Here is a 20,022-nt window from a genome sequence, read left to right on the forward strand (position 1 = left end):
TTAATTGCATATGGTGCAAAAAGCCTCGTTGAGGCTGTGCTGGCACAGAGAAATGGCCGCCACTGCTTCATTGCGGTGCCAAAGCGTCAACTGCGCGCACTTCCTTGGTGCGGCGCAACATCTTGAATGGCAGGAGTATTCAGGGTATAGTCGCCAGTCCCCGTGGGTGGGTCGGTGGTCGGTTTGCGCCGGTTTTGTGGCGGTTTTGCGCCCTACAGATTGCCGGGGTACCGTTTTTTGTTTTGTGAGGATTCGAGCGTGATGAATTCGGCCATACCTGAAAGGCAGGGGCTTTACGACCCGGCCAACGAGCACGACGCCTGTGGCGTCGGTTTTGTAGCGCACATCCGGGGCAAGAAGAGTCACTCGATCATCGAGCAGGGCCTGTTGATCCTGAAGAATCTCGATCACCGCGGGGCGGTTGGTGCTGACCCGCTGATGGGCGACGGGGCCGGGATCCTGATTCAGATTCCGGATGCCTACCTTCGTGAGGAGATGGCCAAGCAGGGGGTGCAATTGCCGCAACCCGGGGACTATGGCGTTGGAATGGTCTTCCTGCCGAAGGAGTCGGCTTCTCGCCTTGCCTGTCAGGAAGAAATCGAACGCGCCGTGCGCTCCGAGCATCAGGTTGTTCTGGGTTGGCGCGATGTGCCGATCGACCACGCCTTGCCGATGTCTCCCACCGTGCGTACCAGGGAGCCGGTCATCCGCCAGATCTTCATCGGTCGTGGTCCGGACATCATGGTGACCGACGCTCTCGAGCGCAAGCTCTACGTGATCCGTCGCAGCGCAGCCAACGCCGTGCAGGCGCTTGGACTGAAGCACAGCAAGGAGTTTTACCAACCGTCGATGTCGGCACGGACGATCGTCTACAAAGGGTTGCTGCTCGCCAATCAGGTCGGTGAGTACTACACCGACCTCAAGGATCCGCGTTGCATCTCGGCGATGGCCCTGGTGCACCAGCGTTTTTCGACCAATACCTTCCCGACCTGGCAACTGGCGCACCCGTTCCGCATGATCGCCCACAATGGTGAAATCAACACCCTGCGCGGCAACTACAACTGGATGCGGGCGCGCGAGAAGGGCACCTCGTCACCGCTTCTCGGCGCCGATCTTGAAAAACTGTGGCCACTGATCTACCCGGGTCAATCCGATTCCGCTTCCTTCGACAACGCGCTTGAACTGCTGGTGATGGGCGGGTATTCACTTGCGCACGCAATGATGATGCTGATCCCGGAAGCCTGGGAGTCGCATACCTTGATGGACGAGAAGCGCGGCGCTTTCTACAAGTACCATGCGGCGATGATCGAACCCTGGGATGGTCCGGCGGCAGTGGCGTTTACCGACGGGCGCCAGATTGGCGCGACGCTCGACCGCAACGGCTTGCGACCGGCGCGCTATCTGGTCACTGACGACGATCTGGTGGTGATGGCCTCGGAAGCCGGGGTGTTGCCGATTCCCGAGGAGCGGATCGTCAAGAAGTGGCGGCTGCAACCGGGCAAGATGTTTCTGATCGACCTCGACCAGGGGCGGATCATCGACGATCTGGAACTCAAGGACACGCTGGCCAGGACCAAGCCTTACCAGGACTGGCTGAGCCGCATTAATATCCGGCTCGATGAACTGGAGGTCCCGAAAAACCTGCCGGAGACAGACTGTTCCGCGTCGCTGCTCGACCGTCAGCAGGCGTTCGGCTACAGTCAGGAGGATCTCAAGTTCATACTGGAGCCGATGGCCGCCTCGGGCGAGGAGGCGACCGGTTCAATGGGCAACGATTCGCCACTGGCAGTCTTGTCGGACCGAAGCAAGCCGTTGTTCAATTATTTTCGCCAGCTCTTTGCGCAGGTGACCAATCCACCGATCGACCCGATCCGCGAGCAACTGGTGATGTCATTGGTTTCATTCATCGGTCCCAAACCCAATCTGCTCGGGATCAACGAAATCAATCCGCCCTATCGTCTCGAAGTCGCCCAGCCGGTACTCGATTTCGATAACATGGCGAAGTTGCGGCGTATTGCGACCTACACCGGCAACAAGTTCCACTCCGCCGAACTCGACATCTGTTACCCGCTGGCGTGGGGTAATGAAGGCGTTGAAGCCCGTCTGGCTTCGCTGTGCGCGGAAGCCGAGGACCACGTCCACAAGGGGTCGAGCATCCTGATCGTCTCGGATCGGCGGATCGATGCCGAGCATGTCGCGATTCCGGCCTTGCTGGCCACCTCCGCCGTGCATCACCATCTGGTTACCAAGGGTTTGCGCACGCGTGTCGGGCTGGTTGTCGAAACCGGTGCCGCGCGTGAAACGCATCATTTCGCCTTGCTTGCCGGTTACGGCGCCGAAGCCGTGCACCCGTACCTGGCGTTCGAAACACTCCGGCAGTTGGCTGGCGGGGACGCCGAAAAGGGCGAGAAGGCGATCAAGCACTTCATCAAGGGTGTCGGCAAAGGCCTGCTCAAGGTGATGTCGAAGATGGGCATTTCGACTTACATGTCGTACACCGGAGCACAGATCTTCGAGGCGATCGGTCTTCAGAAGAAGATGGTCGACAAGTACTTCAGCGGAACTTCGACGCAGGTGGAAGGCATCGGTGTCTTCGAGGTGATGGAAGAAGCGATTCGCCTGCACAAGAAGGCTTTCGGCGACGACCCCGTGTTGGCCACCATGCTCGACGCCGGCGGCGAGTACGCTTACCGCGTGCGTGGCGAAGAGCACATGTGGACGCCCGATGCGATCGCCAAACTGCAGAACGCGACACGCACAGGAAAGTACGAGACCTACAAGGAATATGCCGCGCTGATCAACGATCAGACGCGGCGGCACATGACGCTGCGCGGGTTGTTCGATTTCAAGGCTGCCGGGCCGGCGCTGTCGCTTGACGAAGTCGAGCCGGCCAAGGAAATCGTCAAACGCTTCACCACCGGCGCGATGTCGCTCGGGTCGATCTCCACCGAGGCGCACAGCACACTGGCGATCGCCATGAACCGCCTCGGCGGCAAGTCGAATACCGGCGAGGGCGGCGAAGACCCGGCACGTTTCAAGACGCTGAAAGGCGGCGAGAAGGTTTCGGATGTCATCGGTCGGTCGCGGGTGGAGCGCGATTATCAGCTACAGCCCGGCGACAGCCTGCGCTCGGCGATCAAGCAGGTCGCCTCCGGACGTTTCGGGGTCACCGCCGAGTATCTGGTCAATGCCGACCAACTCCAGATCAAGATGGCGCAAGGCGCCAAACCTGGCGAAGGGGGTCAGCTTCCAGGCCACAAGGTTTCCGAATACATCGGTTTTCTGCGCCACTCGGTGCCTGGTGTCGGGCTCATTTCGCCGCCGCCGCACCACGACATCTACTCGATCGAAGACCTGGCGCAACTCATCCACGACCTCAAGAACACCAATCCCAAGGCGTCGATCAGTGTCAAGCTGGTATCCGAGATCGGTGTCGGCACGGTCGCTGCCGGAGTCACCAAGGCCAAGGCGGATCATCTGGTGATTGCTGGTCACGACGGAGGAACAGGAGCCAGCCCGCAATCGTCGATCAAGCACGCTGGCTCGCCCTGGGAACTGGGTCTGGCCGAAACGCAACAGACGCTGGTGCTCAATCGCCTGCGTGGTCGCGTACGGGTGCAGGTCGATGGCCAGATGAAAACCGGGCGCGACGTGCTGATCGGTGCGCTGCTGGGTGCCGACGAGTTTGGTTTTGCCACCGCACCGCTGGTTGTCGAAGGCTGCATCATGATGCGCAAGTGCCATCTCAATACCTGTCCGGTGGGTGTTGCCACACAGGATCCAGTGCTGCGACGCCGGTTTTCAGGTCAGCCCGAGCACGTCGTCAACTATTTCTTCTTTGTCGCCGAGGAACTGCGCGAGCTGATGGCGCGGATCGGCGTTCGCAGCGTCAACGAGTTGATCGGCCGCTGTGATCTTCTCGACATGCAAAAGGGGATCAATCACTGGAAAGCCAGGGGGCTCGACTACAGTCGCATCTTCCACCGCCCGGAAAACAAGGTTGGCGCGCCGGTGTTCCAGTGCGAATTTCAGGATCACGGCTTAGTCAGGGCGTTGGACAATCAACTCATCGAGCTTGCCGAACCGGCGCTCGAACGAGGTGAGAAGGTGAACATCGACCTGCCGGTCCGCAATATCAATCGGACAGTCGGGGCCATGCTCTCTGGCCGGGTAGCCGGGCGCTACGGGCACGCCGGCCTGCCGGAGGGAACCATCAACATCCATCTCGCGGGCACCGCCGGCCAGGCCTTCGGCGCGTTTCTGGCGCGCGGCGTGACCCTGGACCTGGTTGGCGAAGCCAACGACTATGTCGGCAAGGGCTTGTCGGGTGGGCGGATCATCGTCCGTCCGAGTGCCGGCTTCCGGGGCGAAACCACGAACAACATCATCATCGGCAATACCGTTCTCTACGGTGCAATCGAAGGCGAAGCCTTTTTCGCTGGTGTCGCCGGCGAGCGCTTTGCCGTCCGCAACTCGGGCGCTACCGCCGTCGTCGAGGGTGTCGGTGATCATGGTTGCGAGTACATGACCGGCGGGACGGTGGTCGTGCTCGGGATGACCGGTCGTAACTTCGCGGCGGGCATGTCCGGCGGCGTTGCCTACGTGCTCGACGAGGAAGGCAGCTTCGAGTCGCGCTGCAATATGGCGCAGGTATCGCTGGAGCCTGTCGAGGAGGAACTGGTCGCCCGCCAGGGCAGCGATGCCGGTGACGACCTCGAAGGCCACGGCAAGGTGGATGTTCGCCATCTTGGCGTGATCGACGAAGTGCTGCTCAAGGGGTTGGTGGACAAACACTATCGTTTTACCGGAAGCCGCCAGGCGCTGCGATTGCTCAATGACTGGGAGCGCTGTCGCAGACGCTTCGTGAAGGTGATGCCGCATGAGTACCGGCGCGCCCTCAACGAACTGGCCGTGCAAAAGCAATTGGAGGCCGCATAGGAATGGGTAAGCCGACTGGATTCATCGAGTACCAGCGTCTGGCAGAGGCTAGCGAGCCTGCTGCATCACGCCTCAAACATTACCGCGAGTTTGTCCGCGTCCTGACCGACGAACAGGCCAGTGTCCAGGGCGCACGCTGCATGGATTGCGGGATCCCGTTTTGCAATACCGGGTGCCCGGTAAACAACATCATTCCCGACTGGAACGACCTCGTTTATCGCGGTAACTGGGAGCAGGCGCTGGTCGTACTGCATTCGACCAACAACTTTCCCGATTTTACCGGGCGCATTTGTCCGGCACCGTGCGAAGCAGCGTGTACGCTCAATATCAATACCGATCCTGTAGGCATCAAGTCGATCGAGCATGCGATCGTCGATAAAGGTTGGGAAAAAGGCTGGATCGTTCCGCAGCCACCGAAGGTGAAGACCGGCCGGAAAGTCGCCGTCGTCGGCTCCGGTCCTGCCGGTTTGGCGGCAGCACAGCAACTGGCGCGCGTTGGGCATGCGGTGGTCGTCTTTGAAAAGAACGATCGCGTCGGTGGCCTGTTGCGCTACGGTATTCCGGATTTCAAATTCGAGAAGTCGCACATCGACCGCCGCGTCGAGCAGATGCAGGCCGAGGGAGTCGAGTTCCGAGTCAATCAGGAGATTGGCGGTAGCGGTGCGAACGCTGTCCCGGTCGGCACTCTGTTGGCCGAATTTGATGCGCTGATCGTTGCCGGTGGTGCCGAATCGCCGCGCGACTTGACGGTACCGGGCAGGGATCTCGATGGCGTGCACTTTGCCATGGAGTTCCTGCCGCAACAGAACAAGGTCAACGCCGGCGATGCGGTGCCTGCGCAGATTCTGGCCACAGGCAAACGCGTGGTGGTCATCGGTGGCGGCGATACAGGCTCCGACTGTGTCGGTACCAGCAATCGTCATGGTGCACGGTCGGTTACCCAGTTCGAGGTGATGCCGCAACCACCCGAGCAAGAGAACAAGAGTCTGACCTGGCCGTATTGGCCACTGAAGTTGCGCACCTCGTCGTCGCACGAAGAGGGTTGCACGCGCGACTTTGCGGTTTCCACCAAGGAATTCGTCGGCGAAAACGGTAAACTGACAGCCCTCAAGGTGGTCCGCGTAAACTGGAGCGAAGGCCGCATGCAGGAAGTTCCGGGCAGTGAAGTGGACATTCCGGCCGATCTCGTGCTGTTGGCCATGGGTTTTGTTGCGCCGGTCAGGCAAGGCCTGCTGCAGGAACTGGCAGTCGATCTCGACGCCCGCGGTAACGTCAAGGCGACCACCGATGGTGCGGGTTGCTACGCCACCAGCGTGCCCAAGGTCTTTGCGGCGGGTGACATGCGGCGAGGGCAGTCGCTCGTCGTCTGGGCAATTCGAGAAGGACGGCAATGTGCGCGTGAAGTTGACGCTTTCCTGATGGGCCATTCAGATCTTCCGCGCTGAGTTTTCGATGCGCGGGCACCGGCACCATTCGGTTTCCGCGTCACTCGCCGCTCGGCTTGTACGCCCGGCTCAAGAAGGCTCCGCTGGCAGTGGTCGTATCGACACTCGGTTCACTGAACCGAAGGCAGTCTGTGACATACTTGTGCGTTGTCGGCTGCCAGATCTGAAATGATACGTCTGAACGAAGGGAGAGCGGCAGCACCGCAATGCTGATCTCTCTAGCCGGACCCTTCGTCATCCATCTGCTTGCCGAGCGACGGCTTTGGCGGAAGCAGAAGAGAAACCAACCTTACCGTCCCTGAGTCTAGCTGATGAACATCGTCATTCTCGCTGCCGGACAAGGCAAGCGCATGCATTCGAACTTGCCGAAAGTGCTGCACCCGCTGGCCGGCAAGGCGCTGGTCCAGCATGTGATCGATACCGCGCGCAGTCTCGATCCACAAACCCTCTGTCTGGTTTATGGCCACGGCGGTGAGGCGGTGCATACGCGCATCGATGCACCGGATCTGATCTGGGTGCTGCAGGATCCGCAACTCGGGACTGGACACGCGGTCATGCAGGCCCTGCCGCATCTGAAGGATGCCGCCATCACTCTGGTGCTTTATGGAGACGTGCCACTGATCCAGGCTGAGACGTTGCAGCGGCTGGTACACGCAGCGCGGGACGCACTCGCCATTCTGACTGTCGAACTTGCCGACCCAAGCGGTTACGGTCGGATCGTGCGTAACGCCGGAGGTGATGTGCTACGCATTGTCGAGCAGAAGGATGCCTCGGCCGAGGAGCGAGCCATCAGGGAAGTGAATACCGGTATCGTGGCGCTGCCGACGGCGCGCCTGGCCGAATGGCTGGGTCGCTTGTCAAACGACAACGCGCAGCAGGAGTACTACCTGACCGACATCGTTGCCATGGCGGTGGCCGACGGGGTACCGATTCGCACGGCACAGCCGCAGGGTGCGTGGGAAATGCTGGGGGTCAATAGCAAGGTGCAACTTGCTGAACTCGAGCGTATCCAGCAGCGCCGGACGGCGGAGCGCCTGATGGAGCAGGGCGTCCGCCTGGCCGATCCGGCGAGGATCGACGTGCGGGGTGAACTGGTTTGTGGCCGCGATGTGTTTATCGACGTGAACTGCGTTTTCGAGGGCAGGGTTGTTCTCGAAGAGGCCGTCGAAATCGGGCCTGCCTGCGTGTTGAAAAACGCCTGCATCGGTGCCGGTTCGCGTCTCGCCGCCTTTAGCCATATCGAAGACGCGATCGTCGGGCCTGACGGGGTAATCGGCCCCTTCGCGCGCCTGCGTCCGGGCACGGAACTCGCCGCTGGCGTGCACGTGGGCAACTTTGTCGAACTCAAGAACAGCAAGTTTGCCGCCAAATCGAAGGCCAATCATCTGGCCTATGTCGGCGACGCGATCGTCGGCAGCCGGGTGAACATCGGGGCCGGGACCATTACCTGCAACTACGATGGTGCCAACAAGTACCAGACCATCATCGAGGACGACGCCTTCATCGGCTCCGATACGCAACTGGTCGCACCCGTCACGGTGGGTCGTGGGGCTACGCTTGGTGCGGGAACGACGCTGACCAGGGACGCTCCGCCAGACATGCTGACCGTCTCGCGTGCGCGGCAAGTCTCCATTCCCGGCTGGAAACGGCCACAAAAAACGAAGAAATGACCTGACCATGTGTGGCATCGTTGCCGCGGTCGCCGACCGCAATATCATTCCCGTTCTCCTCGAAGGTTTGCGCAAGCTGGAATATCGTGGCTACGATTCGGCCGGGCTTGCCTTGATTGACGAAAGCGGTTTGCACCGATTGCGTTCGGTCGGTCGTGTGGCGGAGCTGACTGCCCAGGTTGACGCATCGCAGGCCGCCGGCAAAACGGGCATTGCGCATACTCGCTGGGCGACGCATGGTGTGCCCTGTGAGCGCAACGCGCATCCGCATATCTCTGCCGGTCTGGCGGTGGTGCACAACGGGATCATCGAAAACCACGAGTCACTGCGCGGACGCCTGCGCGCCCTCGGCTACGAATTTACTTCGGATACAGACACCGAGGTCGTAGCGCATCTGATCGCCCATGAATTGAAGAGCACTCCAGACTTCCTGACTGCCGTTCGTCAGGCCATTGCTCAACTGCAGGGCGCTTACGCCATTGCCGTGCTGCGCGAAGCCGACCCAAGCCGCCTCGTCGTCGCCCGCGAAGGCGCGCCCCTGCTGCTCGGTCTCAGCGATGACGGATGCTACGCGGCTTCTGATGCTTCGGCGCTGGTGCAGGTCACGCGCCGGATGGTCTATCTGGAAAACGGCGACTGCGCTGAACTCAGGCGTAACAGCTATCGCATCACCCGTGTCGACGGTACCCCGGTGGAGCGGGCCGAGACCCAGTCACAACTTTCAGCCGATGCCATCGAACTGGGTCAGTACCGGCACTACATGCAGAAGGAGATCTTCGAGCAGCCGGTTGCTCTGGCCAACACACTGGAGATGCTGGGTGCGGCCCGCAGCATCCAGCCCGGCGTCTTCGGTGCCGAAAGCGAAGTGCTGCTTGCGGATGTCCGACAGGTGCTGATCATTGCCTGTGGAACCAGCTATCACGCGGGTCTGGTCGCCCGTTACTGGCTCGAATCCATCGCCGGCATCCCGTGCTCGGTCGAGGTGGCCAGCGAGTATCGCTACCGTGATTCGGTTCCCGATCCGCAGACTCTGGTGGTGACGATTTCGCAGTCGGGTGAAACCGCCGACACGCTGGCAGCACTCCACCATGCCAAATCCCTGGGAATGCAACACACGCTATGCATCTGCAACGTCCCGGAGTCATCTCTGGTGCGCGAGAACGCCCTGCGCTTCATCACCCGTGCGGGTCCGGAAATCGGCGTTGCCTCGACCAAGGCCTTTACCACGCAACTCGCCGCGCTGTACCTGCTGACGCTGGTTCTGGCCAAGGTTCGCGGACGCCTTGACGAACAGGCCGAGGCCGCTGAACTGCATGCGGTGCGGCATCTGCCGATGGCCGTGGCCAAGATCCTCGAACTGGAGCCGCAGATTCGCGAATGGGCCGAGCGCTTCTCGATGAAGCAGCATGCACTCTTCCTCGGGCGTGGCCGACACTACCCGATTGCGCTGGAGGGCGCGCTCAAGCTCAAGGAAATCTCCTACATCCATGCCGAGGCCTATCCGGCCGGAGAGTTGAAGCACGGTCCTCTGGCTTTGGTCGATCGGGAAATGCCGGTGATCGCCGTCGCTCCCAACGATGCGCTGCTCGAAAAGCTCAAGTCCAACCTGCAGGAAGTGCGCGCCCGCGGGGGCGAACTCTACGTCTTTGCCGATGCGGATAGCGAGATGCAGGAGTCGGACGGTATTCACGTGCTCCATCTGCCTGAGCACTACGGTGCTCTATCGGCTCTGCTGCACGTCGTGCCGCTGCAACTGCTGGCCTATCATGTCGCTCTGGTACGTGGCACCGACGTTGACAAGCCTCGTAATCTCGCCAAATCGGTGACGGTCGAGTAGGCCGCGCGTTTGCCCTCAGCCTGGCGCCGAATGAAACGAAGGGTAGCGTCGTTGCGTTGCTGACCACGCTTGCCCTTGCGTGCATCGACCTCAGACGGTTGCAACGTCTGATTCCCATGTGAGCTCACCCTGCAGATGGCTGCGACTTGTGCTAAGTTGTCAGGCGTTTTCGGCGTGATGGTGCCATCTGCACGATGCGCTGCAGCACAGGGCATGAACCGGTCCTGCTGGCAGGTCTCATGTTTCAAGCCCTTGATGTTTTTCCCGCATGCGGTTTTCCTTGGTATGCCGATAGGGGGCGATATGAGGCGGTGGACAGTTTCTCAGGGCGACGGGATCTCCTGGTGTTTCAGCATTTGCCTGGTGGTGATCTCGACGGGTGTCGGAGCAAGACCGCTACCCGAGGACCCGTTACAACGGCGCTGCTGGTTGCAGCACACTGGCGAAAGAACTGCCCCTAGCCTGATACCCGACCCGACTCCGGTGACATTTTCAAACCTGGCGAACGGCTATGCGGTACGCAGTCCGTTCTGGGTCGAGTTCGGTATCCAGGGCATGGGCGTGATGCCCGCGGGCAACAAGAAAGAGAAGACCGGTCACCATCACTTGCTGATCGATACCCCCTTGCCGCCGGGTGTTTCAGATCCGCTTCCTTTTTCGGAGACGCACCGCCATTTTGGCAAGGGGCAGACCGGGACCGTGCTTGAACTGCCGCCTGGCCAGCATACGCTACGCCTGCTCTTTGCCGATTATGCACATCGTCCCTATTTTGTATTCAGCCCGGAGATCAAGGTAAACGTTGGCGGCAAACGTGACGCAACCCCGGCACCGCAGATCAACGCCGCTCAGTTCGAAGCGACCTGCAGGGCCTGGTACCAGGACGAGATGACCACTCCGCCACGATCTGGCAAGGCTGTCTATGTGAAGAACATTCGCGATGGCGAGGTGTTGGGTTCCCCGTTCCTGGTCAAGCTCGGGGTGATGGGCTTCGGAGTTGCTCCCGCAGGGAGTGTGGTCAAGGACGCCGGTTACTTTGTGTTGAACGTGTCCAGAAGCGGCATTCCCGTGACCAGTGTTTCGCTGAAAAACGGCGAGACGGAAGCTGTTCTTGATCTCGCTTCCGGTGATTATGACCTTGCGGTCGAATTCCTCGGCGTCGATGGCGGGCGCTTGCTGAAGGAGGAATTGCCGATAGCGGTCGTCAGGAAGAGCCAGAAACGCCGTTGACCAGGAGAGCATGACCGCAACAGGTTACGCAGACGGTCAAGGCGTGGCATTTGGTCAATCAGACGGCGGCATGGCTCCCGTCGCAGCATCGCCACGCCCTGCAGGGTGCGCATCGAATCGGTGCGTCGCAAGCCTTTGCCTGCACCGGGACGGCGCGCGTACGCAGCCGATCCGAACGCCGCAGCAGCCCGAGACAACTGAAATCAGTGGCTTGCGGGGGTGGCACCGACGAGCATGATTCTTGCTGTCGGTAAGAGGTTTTCCGGCACAGATTGCAGCAATGAACAATGTCCACCGACTCGAACGGCCCCCGACTTACGACTCGCCTCCTCCCGAGGGAACGCGGAGGATCGTCAATGATGAGGAGCGTGTGCTCTACGATGGCTACTGGATCAAGACGTATCCGGTTCCCGGTGATTCCTTGCAGGCCAAGAAGCTGTTGATCGAAGCGCTGACCCGGCGTCTGTTCAACCACACCGAGCACGGACTCAATATTCCGGGATGCCGCCTCGGCGAAGCCCGGCAGAGTTATCAGGCGGAGAACGACCCGGGTCGGCGTCGGGTCAAGGCCGCGATGCTCGCCGGCGCCCTGTTCAATCGCGCCACCGATATCTTCCGGAGGTTGGTGGAGTTGCAGGCGGACGGCATCGAGATCCACGGTGACGACGCGCTGATGCGCGAATGTGGCCAATGCCTGCTCGATGCGATGGACCTTGGGCATGTCGTCCTTCACCGCAGTGGCGAGGAAGGCATCGACGAACTCTGGGGCGAGCCCTTCCGTGCCTTTTCGGTGCCGATCGAGGAGTTCTACGAGAATCGTTATATCAAGATCGGCCAGAGCATGCGCGACATCGACCGTATCGCCAATGCCATGATTGCCAACTTCAGCCGCATTCCCGCTTTTGACGCCATCGAGGCCTCGGTTCGGGATTTTGCCAACGCCGCGAAAATCAAGACGGAAACCTTGCGTACCGACCCGGGAATCTTCGATGTCTGGTCGCAACTGGTCACCGCTGGCGAACGGCTTGCCAACTTCACTCCGAAACAAATTCCAAGATCGCTCGGAGAAGCAGGCGGCAGGCCTGCTCACCGAGTCTGTGATGGTCTCCTGTTGCTTCGCAATGGCCGCGATCTGGTTTTCTACATCACCCGGGCCCGTACGCCGATGCCCAAGAGCACCTGCGAATACATCGAGCGCTGTGCGGCCTACCTCGCCACCGGTCGGGTTCCCGTCACGCCGGCGCCGCTGCCAGCCTGAAACGCGGTTTGCAGAGCGTTTCGTCTGCGATGTGAAAGCATTTTTCAGGCCCCCACGGTACCGGTCCTTGCGGGCTGCCGCCACGCTCGTCGGTATCTTTCTCCCCGCCGGAATGGGGCTGCCAGCGGGTGGTCTTGCTAAACCGGACTTTCCGACCACATCTCCCGGATGAAACGGACACTCTGGTTGCGGCCCTGATCCTTGGCCCTGTACAGGGCCACGTCGGCAAACTTGATGCACTCCCAGAGGGTGCCGCTGTCGTCGGGGAATTCACTGATGCCGAGGCTGATGGTCTTTTCCAGCGTTCCGTCAGACACCTTGAAGCGGGTGCCTTCGATATTCCGGCGAATCTTTTCGGCAACTTCCAGGCTTTCCCCACCGTTGATGTCCAGCAGGATGACCAGAAACTCTTCGCCACCAAAGCGGATCACCACATCCGTTTCACGGATGCTTTTTCCGATCCTGGTCGCCGTTTCCTTGAGAACCAGATCTCCAGCATGATGGCCGTGAACGTCGTTGACCTGCTTGAAATAGTCGATGTCGCACATGATGACGCCGATCGATTTCTTGCGGCGGGTCATGCTGGCGACGAGATTGTCCATGTGCTCCTGCAGGTAGCGTCGGTTGTGCAGACCCGTCAAGGGATCGCGCAGCGACGATTCGCGGAGATTGCCCATCAACCGCTTGGTCTCAATGACGGACAGCGACTCGTTGATGTAATGCTCGGCCTTGCCGATTTTGGCCCGGGTCTGCCGGGCCTGTTCGAGGCTGGCTGGCCGGGGCGCGCGGAAAAGAATGACGCCGGTGGTGCCGCCGCCGACGATGATCGGGAAGCAGTAGTGAATTCTGCTGCCATCCGGATTCTGGAACATGGTACAGACCGACGGAAATGTCGTCGAGTCGATGATATGGCCGGTCCTCTTGGCCTTGCACAGTTCGCAGTCACTGAGGATTTCCGGGTTGCAGAACAGTTCTTCGTCATGGATCGTGACCGGGTAGGCTTGCCTCATGCCGCCACCACTGGCTGATATTTCGTAGATCACGCAGTCGGCAATGCCGATGGTTTCCGTGAATATCCAATGCAGGCGCATATAGACCTGTTCAAGAGAGGCGTCCTCCTCGATGACCTTCTTGAATACGGACAAACGGTGCAAGGATTCCATCAGTTCGTTGAACTTAGAAGTGAGCAAGCCGATTTCGTCAGTAGCGGTGATTTCGATCCGCTTGGCGAGTGTGACGCCGGTTTGCCCTTCGGCGACTTCTTCCAGCCCTTGCATGACTTCGTGCAGCGGGCGGGTGATATTGATTCCGATGATCCACGCCACGCTCAGCGTGACAACGGCAAAAATCGCCGTGCCAGTCATCAGGATGATCCGCAGTTGCCGCAAATCCTTCTCGATGTCGTCAACGTATACCCCGCCGCCGATCACCCATCCCCACGGCTCGTACAGCTTCACGAAGGCGATTTTCTTTACCGGCAGGGTGGTTCCAGGCTTGGGCCACAGGTACTCGATGAAGCCGCTGCCATCCCGCCTGCTGGCATCCACGAATTCCTTGAAGATGAACTTGCCCGTTGGGTCCTTGAAGCCACTTTGGTCGAGCCCGTCAAGGTCGGGCCTGGTGGGATGCATCACCATCCGGTAGTTGCTGTCGTTGATCCAGAAATAGTTGTTTTCCCCAAAGCGAAGCTGCTTGATGCGCGCCGCGGCGCGCGTCTGCGCATCCCCTCGGGTGACCTGGCTTTTTCTGACGTCGGCTTCGTACTCGTCGAAAATGTCGTGAGCCATCGACACGAGGTTGCGGATTTCATTCTGTCGCGCGTCCACCACCCTGCTTTCGATGAGCGGCACGAAGTAAAAGAGATTCAAGCCACTGATGAAGGCAATGCTGATTGCCGAGATGGCCATGATCTTCATGATGATCGGCCACTTCTTGAATCTCAGACCGCTCACGGCTGCTCTCCGGGCGTCAGCAATGTTCATGGACAAGTTCAGCGAGTCTCCAAAGGCATACACCTGCTCGGCTATGGCCGTCGAACATGCTATTTGCTGGCCTCCTGCAGGTCTGGGGATCGACGTGCCATCAACTCTTGGTGTGCTCTTGAGGATAACCAGCCCATGCCATGCCCCTGAAGTTGTCGCTAGTGTAGTCGAGTTCCCAATTGTTTTCCGACATGCTGTCGACAGGTCAAAGGCAGACCTACGGCAATCGCATGATTGCCAACGTCTTGGACCCTCGACCTGGGCGTGTTGCTGAGATCGTGGTAACGGGCGATGTACTCGTTCCACGGGCGGGAGTCCGCCGGACCGATGATCTGGCGCAAGCGGAGCGGCGGTAGCTCATGCACCGGCCGGACGAGCAGCGGTTGAGGATCGATGGCGGCGGTGGCGAGAGACTCGGGATGGCGAGGGGCGCGGCCGCGTGCGGTCGGCAGAGTGAACAGACCCTCCGCTTGCATGTGTAGCATGGCCACCCGACAGGTGATGTCCTTCAACCTATTTTCCTCAGCTGACCGCTCAAGAACTGGTGCAAACTCAGCGCTGATGAGGGTTTTCAGCCAAGAGGGAAGATTGAGCTGCCGCAATGGGCTAACCGAGGAATCTAGAATGAAGCACTCATCCCATCTGGTTAATGGTCGTGCGAAAACGGCGCAGTGAGGCGATGAACAGGAGGCTGCCAATCGCCAGAATGGCCAGGAGTTGCGGCCATACCACGTCGATCCCGGCGCCGCGATAGAGAATGGCCTGTGCGGCCGAAACGAAGTGCGTCGTCGGCGCGACCTGCATGATGTCCTGCACCAGTTGCGGCATACTTTCGTAGGGCGTGCTGCCCCCCGAAAGCATTTGCAGCGGCAACAACACCAGCACCAGCAGCATCCCGAATTGCGGCATCGAGCGCGCCAGCGTCGCCAGGAAAATGCCCATCGAGGTGGTGGCGAACAGGTGCAGTGCGGCAGCCAGCATGAAGAGGGCCAGCGAGCCCTGGATCGGCACCTTCAATGCTCCCTGGACAACGAAGACCAGCGCCACAAGAGCCGCGAGCAGGACCACCAGTCCCATCGACCAGACCTTGGCCAGCATGATTTCTGCCGGCGTTACGGGCATCACCAACAAGTGTTCGATGGTGCCATGCTCGCGTTCGCGGATCAGCGCCGCACCCGTCAGGATGATCGACAGCATGGTCACGTTGTTGATGATCTCCATCAGTGAGCCGAACCACGCCTGTTCGAGATTGGGGTTAAAGCGCATGCGTAGCGCGAGATCGACCGGCGGTACTCCCGAACTGCGATAACGCTGGATGAATTCATTGACCTCGCTGGCGACCATCTGCTGGATGTAGGCGTTGCCGGTGAAGGCCTGGCCCATGCGCGTGGCGTCGATATTGAGCTGGATTGCCGGGGTGCGCCCGGCCAGCACGTCTTTCTGGAAGTTCGGCGGAATGTCGAGCGCGAAGGTGAAGTCGCCGCGGTCCATGCCGGCATCCACCTCGGCCAGCGAAACCATGGCCGGCGTCATGAAGTGCGGTGGATAGAAGCTGGACACGATGCGTGCCGAGAGCGGCGACGCGTCCTCATCGACAATCGCGATTGGCGCATTGTGCAGGCTGTCGGGCATCGCCGTGGCGGCGACATAAATTGCCACGGTAAAGGTCCAGGCGATCAGCACCAGCAGCATCGGGTCGCGCACCAGGCTCCACAGTTCCTTGACGCCGAGGCGGAAAACGTTCTTGCTGCTGATCATTGTCTCAGGCCTCCTGTTTCCTGAGCAGCAGTATGGCCGCACCGAGGATTACCGGGATGGCGGCGAGCAGCGGCCAGAACGATGGGCCGAGGCTGAAAAGGCCGAGCCCCTTGCTGAACACGCCGCGGCTGATGGTCAGGAAATGGGTCGCCGGGTAAATGTGGCCGATGAAAGCAGCGATGCCTTCGAGCGACGACACCGGGTTGAGGAGCCCGGCGAACTGCACGCAGGGGATGATGGTGCCGATCATGGTCACGAACATCGCGGCGATCTGGCTTCGGGTGAAGGTCGAGACGAGCAGGCCGAAACCGGTCGAGCAGACGACGAAGATCAGCGCCCCCAGCGCCAGAGTGAAGAAGCTGCCTTTGATCGGTACCCCGAATACCGTCACGGCCATCAGCGCCAGGAGCAGGAAGTTGACCATCGCCAGCGCGATATAGGGCAACTGCTTGCCGACCAGGAATTCGCTGCGCGTCACCGGGGTAACGTAGAGATTGATGATCGATCCCAGTTCCTTCTCACGCACCACCGACAGCGCTGCGAGCATCGCCGGAATCATCATCAGCAGCATCGGGAGTTGGGCGGGAACCATCGCTGGCAGGCTTTTTACGTCCGGGTTGTAGCGGTAGCGGGTTTCCATTGTGCTGGGCGTGGTCAGCGTGATTCCCAGACGATGCGTCGCCATGTCGGCGAGCCACATCTGGTGCATCGCCTGAACGTAGCCGCGAACGGTCTCGGCGCGCGTCGGCATGGCGCCGTCGACCCAGGCTCCGACCTGCACCTGCGTGCCGCGTTCGATGTCGCGCGCGAACCCCGACGGAATCTCGATGGCCAGCGACAGTTCGCCATTGCCCATGCGCCGATCCAGGTCCTCGTAGTCGCTGATCGGTGGCTTCTCGATAAAGTAACGCGACCCCGAAAGGTTGAGCGCATAGTTCTGGCTGAGCACGGTCTGGTCGCGGTCGAGCATGGCGTAAGTGAGGTTCTCCACGTCCAGGTTGATGCCGTAGCCGATGATGAACATCAGAATCGCCGAGCCGAGCAGCGCGAGCGTCGCGCGCACCGGGTCGCGCCGCAGTTCGAGCGTCTCGCGCAGGGTGTAGCTCAAGGCGCGGCCCAGGTCGAAGCCCCAGTGCGGGGTGATGGCGCGGGGCCGGGCCGACGGTGGCGCTTCGGCGGCGGGCGCGGCGGGCTTTTCGCTGTCTGCCGAGGCCTCCTCGAGATAGGAGATGAAGGCCTGCTCCAGGGTTTGCGTGCCGCGCTGGCGTACCAGCTCAGCCGGGCTGTCGCTGACCAGCACGCGGCCGGCATGCATCAGCGAGATGCGGTCGCAGCGCGCGGCCTCGTTCATGAAGTGGGTCGAGATGAAGATCGTCACCTGGTCGTTGCGCGAGAGATCGATCATCAGTTGCCAGAACATGTCGCGCGCGATCGGGTCGACTCCCGAGGTCGGTTCGTCGAGGATCAGCAGTTCGGGCTTGTGGATCACTGCGACGGCCAGCGACAGGCGCTGGCGGATTCCCAGCGGCATGTCGTCGGGCAGGGTGTCGATGACACTGGTCAGGCCAAAGCGTTCGACGAGTTCATCGACGCGCGCGGCGATTCCTGCCTCGGGCAGCGTGAACAGCCGCGCGTGCAGCACCAGGTTCTGGCGCACAGTCAGTTCGCCGTAGAGCGAGAATGCCTGCGACATGTAACCGACGCGCCGCCGCGCATTGATGTCCTGAGCATTGACCGGCTGGCCGAAGAGCCGCGCGCTGCCCTCGCTGGCGGGCAGCAGGCCGGTCAGCATCTTCATGGTCGTCGACTTGCCGCAGCCATTGGAGCCGAGGAAACCGAAGATTTCGCCGCGCCGGATGCGAAAGTCGACGTGGTCGACGGCGACGAAGTCGCCAAAGCGCATGGTCAGGCCTCTGGACTCGATGGCGATGTCCTCTTCGTCGCCAGTGCTGCTGAACGCCAGCGGCGGCACGACAATGGCTTGATGTCCGCGCCGCTCATCCGCAGGCAGCAGGGCGATGAAGGCTTCTTCGAGCGACGCTGTGGCGGTGCGGCGGTGCAGTTCGGCCGGGGTGCCGGTGGCCAGCACCTGGCCTGCGTCCATCGCCACCAGCCAGTTGAAGCGTTCGGCCTCCTCCATGTAGGCGGTGGCGACGATCACGCTCATGGTGCCGCGTTCGCCGCGGATACGGTCGATCAGGTCCCAGAATTGTTTGCGCGACAGCGGGTCGACGCCGGTCGTCGGTTCGTCGAGGATCAGGAGGTCGGGGTCGTGGATCAAGGCGCTGCAGAGCCCGAGTTTCTGCTTCATGCCGCCCGAGAGCTTGCCCGCCGGGCGCGACAGGAAGGGCCGCAGGCCGGTACTGGCGGTGAGCTCATCGATGCGCGCGCGGCGCTCTGCGCCGTTGTGGCCGAACAGGCGACCGAAGAACTGCAGGTTCTCCTCGACCGACAGCGTCGAGTAGAGGTTGCGTCCCAGACCCTGCGGCATATAAGCGATGCGCGGGCAAACGCTGTCGCGGTGGCGCTTGCTCGCCAGGTCGCCGCCCAGCACCTGCAAGCTACCCTGCTGCAGCTTGCGCGCGCCGGAAAGCAGCGCCAGCAGGCTCGACTTGCCGACTCCGTCGGGACCGATCAGTCCGACCATGCAACTGGCCGGGATCGCCAGCGTGATGTCGTCGAGCGCGATAGTCTTGCCATAGCGTAGGCTGACACCGTCAAGCCGGACCACCGGCGCCGGGCCGCTGGCCGCCAGACCGCTCATTGCGGGACCCTGACCGCCAGTTCGGCGGGCCACGGCGCCTGGCCGTCGAGCCTGAGCCAGGCGATTCCGGGCAGGCCGGTCTTGATCTGCGTCAGGTTTTTTAGCAGCAGGTCGCGGCCGATCTGCGCCTTGACGCGGAACATCAACTTTTGCCGTTCGCTCGCCGTTTCGACGGTCTTCGGCGTGAACTGCGCGGTACTGGCGACGAACGAGACCTTGGCCGGGATCACGTACTGCGGCGCGGCGTCCAGCACGATATGGACTTCGCTGCCCAGCGCCAGCTTGCCGGCAATGGTTTCGGGCACGAAGAAGGTCATGAATACATCGCCCAGATCCACCAGGTTGAGCACCTTCCCGCCAGCGGCCAGCACTTCGCCGGCTTGCGCGACGCGGTATTGAACGCGGCCGTCGCGCGGCGCGGTGAGCGCGCTGTCGTCGATGTCGACCTTGATGCGCGCGATCGTCGCGCCTCCGGCGTCGACCGTCGCGCGCGCGCCAGCGACCTGCGCCTGTGCCGCTCTGATCGCCGCCACGGCGGCCTGCACCTGCGCCCGGCCAGCGATGACGGCGGCCTGCGCGCTGCGCACCCGCGCGCGGTCGTCATCAAGTTCCTGCGCCGAAGAAGCGCCTTCGCTGGTCAGCGTTTCCGAACGCGCCAGGCGCCGCTGCGCCGCGTCGAGTTCGCTCTCGCGCTGGGAAACGAGCGCCAGCACCGCCTGGCGGTCGCTTTCGCGCTGCGCGACCTGCGCCTGCGCGCTGGCAACCGCAGTGATCAGTTGTTGCTGCTTCGCCGCCGCTTCGTCGCGCTGCGCTTCGAGGGTCTGCACCTGCATGTGTGCCAGGATCTGGCCGGCTGCCACGAAGTCGCCATCGGCGACCAGAATGTCCTGCACACGTCCGCTGAACTTGGTTGACACATCGATTTCAGTGGCCTCAATGCGGCCATTGCTGCTCACGAACCCTTCGCCAGGCCCCTTGGTTCGCAGCAGTTGCCAGGCTAGCAGGGCGAGCGCGGCAATGACGGTCACGATGAGTGCTGGAAGCAGCCATTTTTTCCATTTCTTGAATAGTGAATCCGCCGCCACCATGACCGGTGCAGCAACCGCTGATTCGGCTGGCGGAGTGAGCGATGCGGTGGCCGGC

10 protein-coding genes are annotated in these 20,022 nt (G+C 61.3%); 6 read left to right on the forward strand and 4 right to left on the reverse strand.

The window, feature by feature from the left end; genetic code table 11:
- Positions 1-261 precede the first annotated feature (261 nt).
- The 6 genes from AC15MQ_RS19600 to AC15MQ_RS19625 all read left to right on the forward strand — a co-directional run bounded on the left by AC15MQ_RS19600 (position 262) and on the right by AC15MQ_RS19625 (position 12,375).
- On the forward strand, positions 262-4,938 hold the full coding sequence (locus tag AC15MQ_RS19600; protein WP_483081061.1) for a glutamate synthase-related protein: 4,677 nt from the start codon (positions 262-264) through the stop codon (positions 4,936-4,938).
- Positions 4,939-4,940: 2 nt separating this feature from the next.
- Positions 4,941-6,383 (forward strand): glutamate synthase subunit beta, encoded by a 1,443-nt coding sequence (locus AC15MQ_RS19605; RefSeq protein ID WP_287653412.1) that lies wholly within the window; start codon positions 4,941-4,943, stop codon positions 6,381-6,383.
- A 311-nt stretch (positions 6,384-6,694) separates the two neighbouring features.
- A complete protein-coding gene (glmU, locus tag AC15MQ_RS19610) occupies positions 6,695-8,053 on the forward strand; it encodes a bifunctional UDP-N-acetylglucosamine diphosphorylase/glucosamine-1-phosphate N-acetyltransferase GlmU (protein WP_287653414.1) in 1,359 nt (452 codons plus the stop codon).
- Positions 8,054-8,060: 7 nt separating this feature from the next.
- Positions 8,061-9,890, forward strand: a complete 1,830-nt coding sequence (gene glmS, locus AC15MQ_RS19615; RefSeq protein WP_483081062.1) for a glutamine--fructose-6-phosphate transaminase (isomerizing) — start codon at positions 8,061-8,063, stop codon at positions 9,888-9,890.
- A gap of 483 nt (positions 9,891-10,373) precedes the next feature.
- Positions 10,374-11,117: a DUF4399 domain-containing protein gene (locus AC15MQ_RS19620; RefSeq protein ID WP_483081063.1), complete on the forward strand. Its 744-nt coding sequence runs from the start codon at positions 10,374-10,376 to the stop codon at positions 11,115-11,117.
- Between the two features lie 280 nt (positions 11,118-11,397).
- A complete protein-coding gene (locus AC15MQ_RS19625) occupies positions 11,398-12,375 on the forward strand; it encodes a hypothetical protein (protein WP_483081064.1) in 978 nt (325 codons plus the stop codon).
- Positions 12,376-12,512: 137 nt separating this feature from the next.
- Here the strand turns inward: AC15MQ_RS19625 and AC15MQ_RS19630 are convergent, their stop codons facing one another.
- From AC15MQ_RS19630 to AC15MQ_RS19645, 4 genes are all read right to left on the reverse strand, one after another.
- Entirely contained in the window at positions 12,513-14,327 is a 1,815-nt protein-coding gene (locus AC15MQ_RS19630) for a diguanylate cyclase (protein WP_483081065.1), read from the reverse strand.
- 663 nt (positions 14,328-14,990) lie between these two features.
- Positions 14,991-16,115, reverse strand: coding sequence for an ABC transporter permease (locus tag AC15MQ_RS19635; protein ID WP_483081066.1), 1,125 nt, complete (start codon positions 16,113-16,115; stop codon positions 14,991-14,993).
- Positions 16,116-16,119: 4 nt separating this feature from the next.
- Positions 16,120-18,879, reverse strand: coding sequence for a ribosome-associated ATPase/putative transporter RbbA (gene rbbA / locus AC15MQ_RS19640; RefSeq protein WP_483081067.1), 2,760 nt, complete (start codon positions 18,877-18,879; stop codon positions 16,120-16,122).
- Complete coding sequence (locus AC15MQ_RS19645) at positions 18,876-19,967, reverse strand: HlyD family secretion protein (RefSeq protein ID WP_483081193.1); 1,092 nt, start codon at positions 19,965-19,967, stop codon at positions 18,876-18,878. The genes rbbA and AC15MQ_RS19645 overlap by 4 nt, the downstream gene beginning before the upstream one ends.
- Between the last annotated feature and the right edge of the window lie 55 nt (positions 19,968-20,022).

It is taken from the genome of Candidatus Accumulibacter propinquus (genome assembly GCF_056856495.1).

Bases quoted from the DNA above. Each gene is read 5' to 3' on its own strand.
- rbbA (WP_483081067.1), bottom strand. From the start codon at position 18,879: ATGAGCGGTCTGGCGGCCAGCGGCCCGGCGCCGGTGGTCCGGCTTGAC.
- glmU (WP_287653414.1), top strand. From the start codon at position 6,695: ATGAACATCGTCATTCTCGCTGCCGGACAAGGCAAGCGCATGCATTCG.
- glmS (WP_483081062.1), top strand. From the start codon at position 8,061: ATGTGTGGCATCGTTGCCGCGGTCGCCGACCGCAATATCATTCCCGTT.
- AC15MQ_RS19635 (WP_483081066.1), bottom strand. From the start codon at position 16,115: ATGATCAGCAGCAAGAACGTTTTCCGCCTCGGCGTCAAGGAACTGTGG.
- AC15MQ_RS19605 (WP_287653412.1), top strand. From the start codon at position 4,941: ATGGGTAAGCCGACTGGATTCATCGAGTACCAGCGTCTGGCAGAGGCT.
- AC15MQ_RS19600 (WP_483081061.1), top strand. From the start codon at position 262: ATGAATTCGGCCATACCTGAAAGGCAGGGGCTTTACGACCCGGCCAAC.
- AC15MQ_RS19645 (WP_483081193.1), bottom strand. From the start codon at position 19,967: ATGGTGGCGGCGGATTCACTATTCAAGAAATGGAAAAAATGGCTGCTT.
- AC15MQ_RS19625 (WP_483081064.1), top strand. From the start codon at position 11,398: ATGAACAATGTCCACCGACTCGAACGGCCCCCGACTTACGACTCGCCT.